General features: G+C 71.4%; 13 protein-coding genes. 5 read left to right on the forward strand and 8 right to left on the reverse strand.

From position 1 onward, the window contains the following. Positions 1-80: 80 nt before the first annotated feature. A complete protein-coding gene (locus ABFX51_RS10285; protein ID WP_245783448.1) occupies positions 81-1,751 on the forward strand; it encodes a cell division protein DivIVA in 1,671 nt (556 codons plus the stop codon). A gap of 751 nt (positions 1,752-2,502) precedes the next feature. On the opposite strand, the gene ABFX51_RS10290 is transcribed toward ABFX51_RS10285, so the two are convergent. The 3 genes from ABFX51_RS10290 to ABFX51_RS10300 all read right to left on the reverse strand — a co-directional run bounded on the left by ABFX51_RS10290 (position 2,503) and on the right by ABFX51_RS10300 (position 6,261). After that, entirely contained in the window at positions 2,503-3,834 is a 1,332-nt protein-coding gene (locus tag ABFX51_RS10290; protein ID WP_346053587.1) for an amidase family protein, read from the reverse strand. A gap of 32 nt (positions 3,835-3,866) precedes the next feature. Then, entirely contained in the window at positions 3,867-5,153 is a 1,287-nt protein-coding gene (locus ABFX51_RS10295) for an MFS transporter (protein ID WP_091516937.1), read from the reverse strand. An 82-nt stretch (positions 5,154-5,235) separates the two neighbouring features. Then, the gene (locus ABFX51_RS10300) at positions 5,236-6,261 is read right to left on the reverse strand and encodes a DNA polymerase IV (protein WP_091516940.1); all 1,026 of its coding nucleotides are present in this window, start codon (positions 6,259-6,261) and stop codon (positions 5,236-5,238) included. Positions 6,262-6,392: 131 nt separating this feature from the next. Between ABFX51_RS10300 and ABFX51_RS10305 the strand changes: the two genes are divergently transcribed. Continuing rightward, a complete protein-coding gene (locus ABFX51_RS10305; protein ID WP_091516943.1) occupies positions 6,393-7,136 on the forward strand; it encodes a hypothetical protein in 744 nt (247 codons plus the stop codon). Here ABFX51_RS10305 and ABFX51_RS10310 read toward each other — a convergent pair. Next, positions 7,100-7,492, reverse strand: a complete 393-nt coding sequence (locus ABFX51_RS10310) for a hypothetical protein (RefSeq protein ID WP_091516945.1) — start codon at positions 7,490-7,492, stop codon at positions 7,100-7,102. The two genes, ABFX51_RS10305 and ABFX51_RS10310, sit on opposite strands and share 37 nt — an antisense overlap. Before the next feature lie 88 nt (positions 7,493-7,580). On the opposite strand from ABFX51_RS10310, the gene ABFX51_RS10315 reads away from it, so the two are divergent. Further along, positions 7,581-8,756 (forward strand): NAD(P)/FAD-dependent oxidoreductase, encoded by a 1,176-nt coding sequence (locus ABFX51_RS10315; RefSeq protein WP_091516948.1) that lies wholly within the window; start codon positions 7,581-7,583, stop codon positions 8,754-8,756. Positions 8,757-8,821: 65 nt separating this feature from the next. Here ABFX51_RS10315 and ABFX51_RS10320 read toward each other — a convergent pair whose 3' ends face one another. The 4 genes from ABFX51_RS10320 to ABFX51_RS10335 all read right to left on the reverse strand — a co-directional run bounded on the left by ABFX51_RS10320 (position 8,822) and on the right by ABFX51_RS10335 (position 11,111). After that, the gene (locus tag ABFX51_RS10320) at positions 8,822-9,220 is read right to left on the reverse strand and encodes a hypothetical protein (RefSeq protein WP_177229015.1); all 399 of its coding nucleotides are present in this window, start codon (positions 9,218-9,220) and stop codon (positions 8,822-8,824) included. Between the two features lie 204 nt (positions 9,221-9,424). Beyond that, positions 9,425-9,961: a GNAT family N-acetyltransferase gene (locus tag ABFX51_RS10325; RefSeq protein WP_245783449.1), complete on the reverse strand. Its 537-nt coding sequence runs from the start codon at positions 9,959-9,961 to the stop codon at positions 9,425-9,427. Further along, a complete protein-coding gene (msrA, locus tag ABFX51_RS10330; RefSeq protein ID WP_091516952.1) occupies positions 9,895-10,416 on the reverse strand; it encodes a peptide-methionine (S)-S-oxide reductase MsrA in 522 nt (173 codons plus the stop codon). Before msrA ends, ABFX51_RS10325 begins: the two co-directional genes overlap by 67 nt. A 134-nt stretch (positions 10,417-10,550) precedes the next feature. Continuing rightward, positions 10,551-11,111: a TetR/AcrR family transcriptional regulator gene (locus ABFX51_RS10335; RefSeq protein WP_346053588.1), complete on the reverse strand. Its 561-nt coding sequence runs from the start codon at positions 11,109-11,111 to the stop codon at positions 10,551-10,553. 109 nt (positions 11,112-11,220) lie between these two features. Between ABFX51_RS10335 and ABFX51_RS10340 the strand changes: the two genes are divergently transcribed. Both ABFX51_RS10340 and ABFX51_RS10345 read left to right on the forward strand, forming a co-directional pair. After that, on the forward strand, positions 11,221-12,234 hold the full coding sequence (locus ABFX51_RS10340; protein ID WP_177228825.1) for an NADP-dependent oxidoreductase: 1,014 nt from the start codon (positions 11,221-11,223) through the stop codon (positions 12,232-12,234). Further along, complete coding sequence (locus tag ABFX51_RS10345) at positions 12,231-12,692, forward strand: nuclear transport factor 2 family protein (protein ID WP_091511174.1); 462 nt, start codon at positions 12,231-12,233, stop codon at positions 12,690-12,692. Before ABFX51_RS10340 ends, ABFX51_RS10345 begins: the two co-directional genes overlap by 4 nt. Positions 12,693-12,695: the final 3 nt, after the last annotated feature.

Here is a 12,695-nt window from a genome sequence, read left to right on the forward strand (position 1 = left end):
CACGAACGGGTGAGAGCTCCGGCGCGGACACGCACTGACCTGACGGCGTTAACACGGCGTGCGCGGGTACCTTCTTTGACATGGTTCCCGAGCGCGACAACGCCCTGCTCCCGCTGAAGCGTGACTACAACCAGGTGTGGCACGGTTTCGACCGCGGCCAGGTGTTGCAGTACCTGGACCACGTCGAGTCGCACCTGCGGCGGGTCATGGCCGATCGGGACGCGGCGATGGTCCAGGCGAACACGCTGTCGCGGGAACTGGAGAGCGCGCGGGGCGAGATCCAGCGGTTGCGCAACCGGGTCGAGGAGCTGAAGCGGCCGCCGGAGCGGATCGAGGACCTCGACGAGCGGATGCAGCGCACGGTCGAACTGGCGAACGCGCGCGCCGAGGAGATCGTGAGCCGGGCGCAGGTCGCGGCCGAAGAGCACTGGGCGTCCAGCACGGACATGTCGAGCAGGCTGCGGGAGCGGTACCAGAAGCTGATCAGCGCGTTGGAGTCGCACGCGGAGGCGTTGGAGGCCGAGCACAAGAACGCACTCGACGCGACGAAGCTCGAGGTGCAGAAGCTGACGACGGAAGCGGCTCGACGCCGGACCGCGCTGGACATCGAAGCGGAACGCAAGCGGCGCACGATCGAGCACGAGTTCGAGTCGTCGATGGCGGCGCAGCGGGCGGCGCTGGAGAAGCACATCGCGGACCAGCAGACGGCGAGCAAGAACCAGGCCGAACGCCGCATCGCCGAGGCGACGGCGGAGGCGAAGCGCCTCGTCGACGAAGCAACTGCGCGGGCGAAGCGCCTGGTGTCCGAAGCGACGGCAGCGGCGGAACAGCGCGAGGACGAGGCGAACCGCAAGGTGCAGCGCCTCAACTCGCTCAGCGAGCAGGCCGTGGCCCGACTTCGCAAGGCGAACGAGGTGCTGGCGCGGAGCAACCAGTCGCTGAGCCCGCTGCGGGAGGAATCGGTGGTCGACATGACCAGGCCGGCCCCTGTCGACGCTCCCACCAACCCGACTCCAGACAGCGACCGCGCGCTGTCGTTCGCCCAGCCGACGAAGGTGGTCCAGCCGGTGGCACCCACGGGCACTGGTTCGGCGGCGGCCGGGCAGCAACGTGCGACCGCAAGTGCCGCCGGGACGGCACGCACCGCGGGCGGCGGGCAGCAGGCTCTGGCTGGAAGCGGACAGCAGGCTGCCGCTGGGAGCGGGCAGCAGGCCTCCGGTGGGAGCGGGCAGCAGGCCTCGGCTGAAGGTGCGCAACAGGCAAGCGGGCAACCGGCCTCGGCTGGAAGCACGCAGCAGGTAGGCGGGCAGCAGCCTTCCCCCGGGATCGGGCAGCAGGCTTCGGCTGGGAGTGGGCGGCAGAGTTCGGCGCCTTCGGGACAGCAGGCGAGCGCGGGAGGCGCGGGACAGCAGGCGGCGGCAACCAACCCGCAGCCGACGGGTGCCCAGGGCGGCGGACAGCAGACCGCTACCGGTTCCGGACAGCAGGCGAGTGCGGGAAGCACTGGACCGCAGACCTCGGCAGCTTCCGCGCAGCAGGCCAGCGCGGGCGGCGCGACATCCGCGCAGCAGGCGGCGCCTGCCGGAGGCGCGGGATCCGGTCAGGGCGCCTCGCCGCACGCGCCGCTGCCTCAGCCGAGCAAGCGGAACCCGGGTAACGGGCAGGATTCGGCAGCGCCGACCAAGCCCGCCCTGCCGCCGACCAAGCCCGCGCAGCAGCCGGTCGAGCCCGCCACCTCAAAGCGCAAGTAACCGCAGGCGGGCCCTGCCTTCCGAGCGCGCGACCGGCCTGCAGGCAACTGCCGGGGCGGAAGCCATCAGCCAGTCCGCCTTTCGAGCGCGCACGACCGGCCTACAGGCAACTGCCGGGGCGGAAGCGGTTGAGCCAGTCCGCCTTTCGAGTGCGCGCTATGGCCCTACCGGCCGCCTTCGGGTGCGGGCCCACCAAGGTCGACGTGCCTGCCCAGCCTGCGCGTTACCCGCTTCACCGGCTACTGCCGGGGTGGAAGCCCGCGGGCTGAGCCAGCTCCCGAGCCTGTGGCTACTGGTCTATCGGCCGCAGCCGCGGCGGACGCACGTCTACGCCACGGGGCGAAGCTGAAGTCGCTTCACCAGGCCTGGTGTCGGCCCGTCCGGCCCTATCGCCCCGGCTACAGCTGCTCGGATCGAGCCGGGCCTCAGTCCGGATGCCGACCCCGCTCCTACCTACCCGGCCTCGGCCCGCCGCAGCCCCAGCCCGAGCCCGCCGCAGTCCCTTCCAGGCCCGGGGCCGCCGCAGCCCCCGCCAGCCCCTACCAGGCTCGGCCGCCTCGCACAGAGCCCTACCAGGCACCAGGCCGCCGAACCCAGCCCGCCGAAGCCCCTTCCAGGCCCGAAGCCGCCGCAGCCCCGGCCCCGGCCCCTACCGAGCCGCCGCCCGCCCGTCCGCCGCAGCCCCAGTCCGAGCCCGCCCAGCCCCGCCCGCCGAACCCAGCCCGCCGAAGCCCGGCCCGCCTCCGCCCCCCTACCGGGACCCCGCCTGGGGTAGGCGTGGCCAGGGGTTCAGGGCCTCCACCTGGGCGGCCAGCGCCAGCAGCCGCGGCTCTGCTGTTGGCGGGGCGACCAACTGGACTCCTAGGGGCAGCCCGTTCGGGTGGCGGGCCGCCGGGAGTGACATCGCCGGGTAGCCGGCCAGGTTCCACAGGCCCGCGAACGGCGCCAACCGCACCGAGGGCAGCGCGTTGGCGGCGCACGACCGTTCGTGCCAGCGGGTGGCCTTCGGGGGCAGCGCTGCCAGCGTCGGGGTCAGCAACACGTCGTACCGGCCGAAGAACTGCTCCGCTCGCCTCATCCACCGTTGCACCGTGCCCTCGCGGATCAGGCCCGCCGTCCGCAGCGCCCTGCCCACCCGGACGTGCGTTCGCGTCCGCGGCTGCAAACGCGCCCGCTCCAGGTCATCCGCCTGTACGGACGGGCCCGCGAACCACCGCGCGAGGATGCCCAGCGTTGCTTCCAACCCGTAATCCGGCGTCGCCCGCTCGACGGTGTGGCCTGCTGCCGCGAGGACGTCCGCGGTCCGGTCCACCGCGTCACGCAGCGGCTTCGGCACCGGGGCGTGCGTCAACGGCACCTCCGTCGACACCGCGACCCGCAACCGGCCCGGCTCACCCACCCGCGCCCACTCCGGCTGCCCCGCCAGCACCGACAACAACAACGCCGCATCCGCCACCGTCGTCGCGAGGCTGCCGTGCGCCGACATCCCGTACCACCCCGGCTCCGTCAACGGCCCCCGCCCCGGCTTGATCCCCACGAGCCCGCACATCGCCGCCGGCAGGCGCACCGAACCCAGCCCGTCCGTCCCGTGCGCCACCGGCACCAGGCCCGCCGCCACCGCCGCCGCACTGCCACCCGACGAACCGCCCGCCGTGTACTCCGGCTGCCACGGGTTCCGCGCGATCCCGGCCGGCGAATCGGTCATCGGCCACACGCACAGCTCCGGCACCCGCGTCAGGCCGACCAGCACCGCACCCGCCGCCCGCAGCCGCGCCACCACCTCCGAGTCCGAAGTGGACGGTCGCGCCTCCGTGGCGGCCGAACCCCACGACGCGTACTCGCCGGCGATCTCCGTGACGTCCTTGACCGCCACCGGCACCCCGGCCAACGGCAGCTCCGCGAGATCCGGCCGTCCCACCAGCGCCCGCGCCTCGGCCAGCGCCGCCTCCGCGCGCACCGTCCGGAACGCACCCACGACCCGGTCCGCCGCGTCGATCCCCGCCAGCACCTGTTCCGTCAACCGCACGGGGTCGAGCTCGCCCGTCCGGACCTTCGCCGCCAGCTCCGTCGCCGTCGCATCCATGACCGAACCCTAAGTCGTGCGGCGGCCCCGAACTACCCTTCGCCGCTCGCCGCGGGCGTCGTGGCCGTGCGGTCGGTGCCGAAGGCGATCCCCTTCGCCTCCTTGCCCAGCAACGTCAGCACCGTCACCACCACCAGCACGGGGATGATCGTCGCGACGAGGGCGAACGGGTAACCGTGGTGCTCGGCGAGGCTCTCCTGGATGGGCAGGTTGAACGCGGCGAGGCAGTTGCCCAGCTGGTACGTCACACCGGGGTAGAACCCGCGGATCGCGTCCGGCGACATCTCCGTCAGGTGCGCCGGGATCACGCCCCACGCGCCCTGCACCATGACCTGCATCAGGAACGACCCCAGGCACAGCAGCGCCGCGGTCTTGGACAACGCGAACAGCGGCACGATCGGCAGGCCCAGCACCGCGCAGAACGCGATCGTGTAGCGCCGCCCGAACCGCTCGGACAGCGAGCCGAACACGAGACCACCGATGATCGCACCGATGTTGTAGACGACCGCGATCCACGTCGCCGTCGTCGTGCTGAGCCCCGCACCACCGGAGGTGTGCGCGGACAGGAACGTCGGGTACACGTCCTGCGTGCCGTGGCTCATCCAGTTGAACGCGGTCATCAGCAGCACCAGGTACACGAACCGGCGGATGATCTTCGGGTCCAGCAGGATGTCCCTCACCGACGTGCGGGTCACGCGCATCTTCTGCCGCGCGGTCTCCCACACCTCCGATTCCTTCACGCGCGCCCGGATGATGAGGCTGATCAACGCCGGGATGATGCTGAGCGCGAACAGCCAGCGCCACGACAGGCCCGCCCAGTCGAGCACGACCAGCGACGCGAGCGAAGCCAGCAGATAACCGAAGGAATAGCCCTCCTGGAGCATTCCGGAGAAGAATCCCCGGCGTTTCACCGGAATCTTCTCCATCGCGAGAGCGGCGCCGAGCCCCCATTCCCCGCCCATGCCGATCCCGTACAGCAAACGCAGGACCAGCAGCACCGTGAAATTGGGCGCGAACGCGCACAGGAACCCGACGATCGAGTAGAACACGACGTCCACCATCAGCGGGACACGGCGGCCGACGCGGTCCGCCCACAGCCCGAACAGCAACGCCCCCACCGGGCGCATGATGAGCGTGGCGGTCGTGATGAAGGCGACGTCGGCCTTCTGCATGCCGAAGCTCTTCGCGATGTCGGCGTAGACGAAGACGACGATGAAATAGTCGAACGCGTCCATCGTCCAGCCGAGCACCGCGGCGATGAAGGAGTTCCGCTGGTCGGACGTGAGGCGCTGACGCGTCCCGGATGACGACTCTGCCATGCGCAAACCCTATTTCGGCACGCGCCCGGCAACCACTCGAAGCGGTGACCTTTTCCGTGCAAATCCGACAAACACCGGCAAATTACGCCGGGAATTCGGCGCGAACACCGAGCAACCGCACCGGGCGGCTGTCCTCGAAAAGGCCGAGCACGGCCAGCGCCGCCCGCTCCACCACGTCCGCGTCACTCGTCGGGGCGTCGAGGGTGATGCTGCGGGTCTGCGTCACGAAGGGCGCGAATCGGACCTTCACCGCGACGCGGGCCGCGGGACGTCCTTCGGCGACCACGTCCTCGGCGACGCGACGCGCCAGGGCGGCGACCTCGCGCGAGATCTCCGCCGGATCCGTCAGGTTCTGCTGGAAGGTCGTCTCGCGGCTGCGGGAACGCGGGACGTACGGCGTGGCGGTCACTTCGCGGTCGCCGTAGCCGAGCGCGAGCAACCGGTACCACGGCCCCATCGTCGGCCCGAACCGCTCAGCCAGCTCCTTCGGATCGCGGGCGGCCAGCTCGCCCACGGTCGCCGCGCCCAGCTCGGCGAGCTTCTTCGCCGTCTTGCGCCCGATGCCGGGCAGGGCGTCCGTGGGACGCGCGTCCATGACCTCGGACCAGTTGTCCTGAGTCAGCCGGTAGATCCCGCCGGGCTTGGCGAACCCGGTCGCGGTCTTGGCCCGCAGCCGGTTGTCGCCGATGCCGACCGCACATGACAGTCCGGTGCCCTCGGCCACGGCGCGGCGCAGCTCCGCGGCCAGCGCCTCGGGGTCTTCGGTGGTCGCGCCGATGAACGCCTCGTCCCAGCCCAGCACCTCGACGACCACCGGGAATCCCCGCAGGACCGCCATCACCCGCTCGGACACCTCTTCGTAGGCGGGCTTGTCCACCGGCAGGAACACCGCGTCAGGGCAGCGCTTGGCGGCTGTCCGCAGCGGCATGCCGGACTGGATCCCGAACTCGCGCGCCTCGTAGGACGCGGTCGCGACCACCGCGCGCTGCGTCGGATCACCCGTCCCGCCGACGACGACCGGACGTCCACGCAGCTCAGGGTGCCTGGCCACCTCGACGGCCGCGATGAACTGGTCGAGGTCGACGTGCAGGATCCAGTCCTCGGACACCTCCCGAGTATCGGGCGCGGACGGGCAACTCTCCACCGGGAACTCTTGCCTCCGGGGCCGCCCTGCACGATAGGGTGACGCCGACCGCTAGGCTGTCCTCACCCGGACGAAGGACGAGGAAGGCACGTTCCGTGACGACCGCGACCCACAGTCTCGACACCGCGTCGGGAGCGACCACGGTCGCCGAACTGCTGGCCCGCAACGGCGCCCGCGCTGACCGCGCCTCGCACCGCCGCACCCGCGACACCTCCGCGGACGGCTCCTTCGGCGGCACGCTGCCCGACTTCGAGTCGCTCGACGACACCCCGACGCAGTACCACTACGACAAGCGGACCGTGACCGCGTTGCTGGAGGTCGAACCGGCCGAGGCGTCCGCTCCCGTCGAGGAGAGCCGCCCCGCCAGGACCGGCCTCAAGATCGCGGGGCTCGCGTTCGCCGGTGCGGTGCTGGTCGGCGGCTGGGCGCTGGCGCACGCGCAGACCCAGGACACCCACGGCGGTACCGCCTCCGGCCCGGCGCCGAGCGGCACCACCCCCGAGTCCTCGTCGATCCTGCCGCCTGCCGCTCCCGTCGGCGCCCAGGTCGCGAACCTGGCTTCCTCGTCGCCGACGACCACGGCCGAAATCCCGGCGCAGCCCGTCGCGCAGCAGCCGGACAAGGGCAAGTTCAGCGGCCAGCTGCCCTCGACGACGACGAAGGCGAAGCCGAAAGCGCAGGCCAAGCCCCAGCCGGCCACGCAGGCACCGGCGCCGAAGCAGCCCACGTACACCGCACCGCAGCTGCCGTCCGGCACCTACGTGTGGCCGGTCAACCCGTACGACTACGGCAAGAACTGGGGCTACGGTGGCGGCGGAGGCCGCCACCGGCACCGCTGACGCCGCAGCCGGCTCAGACCGCAGACGAGTGCCCACGCGCTCGCCGCGGCGACGGCTTTGCGCCGCGCGTCGCGGTTCGGCAGCGTCAGCCCGAAGTTGATCGCATCGCCGACGTCGGACGCGATGCGCACACCGGTCGCGATGTCCTGGGCCTCGGGCGAACGCGCGCACGCCATCGCCAGTCCGGAGGCGACGTCCCTGGCACCGATCGCGACGACGAGGGTTTTCGTGGACCGGCTCAGCGAACCGTCCGGCTCGGCGAGACCACACGGATGGGCCAGCAAGCCGGGCCGGACGGCGATGGCCGCGCCGATTCCCACGGTCGCGACGCCGAGCAGGCGCGTGATGACGGACATCCGATCGAGATGCCCGCGGGCAGCCGGAGCCAAACGGCAGCGGGACTGAAGGGGATTCACGATCTTGCGGGCCGGGTAGCCGCCTGACATGAGGGGTGACGACCGGTTCGTGCTCGTCGGCGGCGGGCCCGCCGCCTACGCCGCTGCCCAGGCCTACCGGGAGGCCGGAGGCGGCGGTGAGGTCGTGTTGCTGTCGGCGGACACCGAACCCCCGTACGAACGACCGCCGCTGTCCAAGGAATTCCTGCGCGGCGAGGCGGGCGAGGACGAGTTGCCGCTCGCTCCCCCGCATTTCTACCGGGACCACGGGATCGAGGTCGTGCTCGACGACGCCGTGGTCGGACTGGACACGGCCGGGCACGTGGTCCACACGGCGTCCGGGCGAGAATTCCCTTACCACCACTGCCTTCTGGCGACGGGCGCGCAACCCGCGCGACCACGGATCCCCGGCGCCGTGCACCCGAACGTGCGCACGTTGCGCTCAGCCGCCGACGGGCGGGCGCTGCGGAAGGCCGCGGAAAGCGCTCGCAGCGCGGTGATCGCGGGGGCCGGGTTCATCGGGTGCGAGGCGGCGATCTCGTTGTCCCGCATGGGGGTCCAGGTGACCCTGCTGTGTCCGGACGAGTTGCCGCAGCAACGGCGGCTCGGCCCCACCGTCGGCCGGAAACTGTTGCACTGGCTCAAATGCGAGGGCGTGAGCGTGCTGACCGGCACTCGGCTGCTCGGCGTGGACGACGGCTACCGCGTCCGCACCGAGCCGGTGCCGTTGCTCGACACGGACCTCGTCCTGCTCGCCACCGGCGTCGCGCCCCGCGCGGAACTGGCCCGGCAGGCGGGGATTTCCACGACAGAGGGCCGGATCTGCGCCGACGAGCGCATGCGGACGAGTGCACCCGGGGTACTGGCGGCGGGGGACGTGGCGCTGGCCTACCACGCGGCGGCGCGCCGGCCGTTGCCCGTCGAGCACTGGGACGACGCGCTCACGATGGGACAGATCGCCGGCCGGACCGCGGCCGGGGCGGAGGCCACGTGGACGCAGCCGCCGGGGTTCCGCTCGCTGCTGGGCGAGCGGTCGCTGAAGTACGTGGCGTGGGGCGACGGGTTCGACCACGCCGAGCTGGTCCAGCACGAGGGCGAGGCCTTCACCGTCTGGTACACGCGGAAGGAGGTCGTCGTCGGGGTGCTCACGCACGACGCCGACGACGACCACGAGCGCGGCACCGCGCTCGTCCAGGCCGGGCTGCCCCTCCCCGCACAGCAGTAGGGCGGCTCCGCGCCGTTCGCTGCGGAGCCGCCCTACCCGCGGCCTCGTTCACTCATGCACCTGCGTCAGAGCAGGTGGATGCTGCCGATGTCCAGCAGGCCGCCGTCGTCATCGTCGTCGTTGTTCCAGTTGCTGTGGTGGTAGTTGTAGTGGTGGCAGTTGTAGTGATGGTGGTGGTTGTAGCCCCAGTCATCGTCGTCGCCGTTGGTGGCCCACGAGTGGGTGCTGTCGGTGCTCGCACCGTCGGGGCCGGCCGCGGTGGCGCCGTGGTGGTAGGCGCTCGTGTCGTCGGTGGCCCAGGACGTGGTGCTGTCGGTGCTGGCGCCGCCCTGGCCCGCGGCCGTGCTGCTGCTGGTGTAGTAGCTGGCGTCGTCGTGGGTGTCGGCCGAGGCGATCCCGGCGGCGCCCACCATCAGGGGGAGGGCCAGAGCACTGGCCACCAGCGCGCGGCGAATGATGCGCATGAGACAATTCCTTTCTCTGTCGGCAGACAGGGACAGGGCTCGCTCTCGCCGTTGTTCGCCCTTCTGTGAGAGCGAGTCCTGCTTTTGTCCGGTCGGACTCTTTCGTCCGGCACCAACAGCGTTACCCGTGCGCTTGCCGCCGATGCATCCCCGATCGTGTGAAGAAGCCGGAACCCCAGCAAACACGCACTTTCCGAAGGTTCTTCAGGCTGGAAAACGCAGGGTTTTGCGCATCCGGAGTTCGGCGCCGGACTCCCCGGCCGCCACGAAACCGTGCCGTCGGTACAGCGCGATGGCGCGCTCGTTGCCCGCGAGCACGAACAGCCGCACCGCCACGGCACCCTGCCCGCGAGCCCACTGTTCGACCGCTTCGAGCAGCCGGTCGCCGACGCGGTGACCCCGGGCGTGCGGGCTCACCCAGACCGAGCGGACCTCGACGACGTCATCGGGAAGCCGCAGGCCACTGGCCATCCCGGCCAGCACGCCGTCGAGCCGGGCGAGCAGGTTGAGCGCGCCCGGCAGTTCCAGCCGCTCGCGCCACCGCTGCTCACCGCCCCGGGGCCAGTCGGCCAGCCGGGACTTGAACGCGTGCGGCGCCTCGGTGAGGGCGGCCAGCCGGGCGTCCCGCCAGGCCGGCCAGTCCTCGACGGTGGCGCGGTGCAGGGTGAGCAGGGCTACTTCACGTACGAGGCGAAGGACTTCCGCACCTTGTTGACCTTCGGCAGCGCCACCGCGAGGCAGTAGCCCTGGCCGGGGTTCTTGGCGAAGAAGTCCTGGTGGTACTCCTCGGCGCGGTAGAACTCGCCGAGCGGCTCCAGGGTGGTGACGATCTCGCCCTCCCACCACTGCGCCGCCCGCTTGATGGCCGCCTCGAACTCGGCGCGCTGGGCGTCGTCGGCGTAGAACATCGCCGAGCGGTACTGCGTGCCGACGTCCGCGCCCTGGCGGTTGAGCTGGCGCGGGTCGTGCAGCGTGAAGAAGACGTCGAGGACGACCTCCGCGGGGATCACCTCGGGGTCGAACGTGACGGCGACCGCCTCGGCGTGCCCGGTGCGGCCGGTGCACACCTGCTCGTACGACGGCCCGGCGACGTCACCGCCGGTGTAGCCGGACACCACGTCCTGCACGCCGCGCAGCGTGCGGTAGACCGCGTCCAGACACCAGAAACACCCACCCGCGAGCACGAAAGTCCGCATGTCACCTCTCCTAAGACGGGAGTTCCAGGGTATCGCGCACCCGGTCGCGTGGTCGGCCACCGACGGTGATCCACACCGCACGGCGGCGTCGCGGGAGATGCCCGTCTCATCGGCGATCCTGGCCAGCTCGGCCGCTAGTTCGCCCTGGCCCCGTCCGTCATGATCGCGCTCAGCACGACCTTGAACAGGTGCTCGGCACGTGCCTCGAGACCGGGCTGATCGCTGAGCCAGGCGAGCGACGACGCGAGCGCGAAGAGGTCGGCGCCGTCGAGATCGGTTCGCACCAGGTTCGCGGCCTGCGCGTGGGTGAGGAGCCGGGCGCCGGACGCGCGCATCGCGACGCACGAGGTGTGCAGCGCGGACTCGGGGTCCTCGATGGCTTTCACCATCGCCGTGACGACGCCGCGGTAGTTCGTCGTCGCCGTGATGAAGTCGCGTAGCCACAACACGAGCGCCTCCTGGGGCGGGCTCGTCTTCTCGACCTCGGCCGCCCGTGCCGTCAGCTCGTCGAAGCTCGTGCGCAGCAGGGCTTCGAGCAGCGCCTCCCGCGTCGGGAAGTGACGCAGCAGCGTCGCCAGCCCGACCCCCGCCCGGCGGGCGATGTCCCGCATCGACACGTCGACACCCTGCTCGGCGATGACGGCGCCGGCGACGGTCAGCAGCCGGTCGTGGTTGGCCTGCGCGTCCGCCCGCATGCGCCCTCCCTTGCTAAGCGGATCAGTGAACCGTATATTCGGATCAGTGAACCGGAAAAACGGACCTCTGGTTCACTTAGTCTACCGGCCGAGTGCACAGGAGTGAGTTGTGCCGACACAGACCATGAAAGCGATCCGGCTGCACGAGTACGGCGGCCCCGAAGTGCTGCGCTACGAGGACGTGCCCACCCCGCAGCCGGGGCCCGGTGAGGTGCTCGTCCGCGTGCACGCAGTCGGCCTCAACCCGCCCGACTGGTACGCGCGAGAGGGGATGCCGAACGTCCCGGAGAAGCTGAAGCCGCCGATGCACCTCCCCCTGATCCCGGGCACCGACGTCTCCGGCGTCGTGGAGGCCGTCGCCGACGGCGTCGACGGGCTGGCGGTCGGCGACGAGGTGTTCGGGTTGCTGCGTTTCCCGAACGCGCTGCAGGCCGACGCGTACGCCGAGTACGTGACCGCCCCGGCGTCGGACTTCGCGCGCAAGCCGGCTGCCGTCGACCACGTGCACGCCGCCGGCCTGCCGATGTCGGGGCTGACGGCGTGGCAGTTCCTGATCGAACTCGGGCACGACCACCCCTCGCCGTTCCAGGAGGCCAGGCACACGCCGATCGCGCTCGACGGCGGGAAGACGGTCCTGATCAACGGTGCGGCGGGCGGCGTCGGGCATCTGGCGCTGCAGCTGGCCAAGTGGAAGGGCGCGCGTGTCATCGCCGTCGCCTCGGGCGGGCACGAGCAGTTCCTGCGGGAGCTCGGTGCGGACGATTTCATCGACTACACCAAGGAAAGCCCCGAGGAGGCCGTGCGCGACGTGGACCTCGTCCTGGACACCGTCGGCGGCCCGCACAGCAGGCGTTTCCTGCGCTCGGTGAAGCGCGGGGGCTCGCTGTACCCGGTCTACTTCGGAGATTTCGACGACGAGGAGAACGCACGGCTGGGGGTCACGGTCACGGGGACGCAGGTCCGGGCGAACGGCGCGCAGCTGGCCGAGCTCGGGCGGCTGGTCGAGGACGGCACGGTGCGCGTGGGGATCGACAGCACGTTCCCGTTGGCGGAGGCCGCGACTGCGCACGAGCGGGCTGCCCGGGGGCACATCCGCGGCAAGATCGTGCTGACGGTCGCATGAGCGCGCCGGGTTGGGGTCGCGAGTACCTCGCGCCGATCCGCCCGGGCGAGGTGAACCTCGACCCGGCGGAGCAGCTCGCCGTCCACCAGGCGCTGGCGCGGTACGCGTTCGCACTGGACCAGCGGGGCCTGGAAGCGCTTTCCGACGTCCTGACCGACGACGCGACGTGGACGTTCAAGATCGCCGGCGCGCAGGACCTCGGCCCGGTCACCGGCCGCGAGGCGATCCTCGATTTCGTGCGGCAGGCGATGGCCGCGGAGACCGGCCAGCGGCGGCACAACCTGCTGAACGTCGCGATCCACAGCGCGTCGGCCGATTCGGCGCTGGTGCAGGCCTACCTCATGCTGACATCGAACGCGAGCGTCCTCGCAACGGGCTTCTACACCTTTCGCCTGGTGCGAACGGTGGACGGCTGGCGGATCGCGGAACTGTTCCTGGGCACGGACAACGCCTGGTAGTTC

The sequence above is a fragment of the Amycolatopsis dongchuanensis genome, assembly GCF_039542405.1.
GTDB lineage: Bacteria > Actinomycetota > Actinomycetes > Mycobacteriales > Pseudonocardiaceae > Amycolatopsis_E > Amycolatopsis_E sacchari.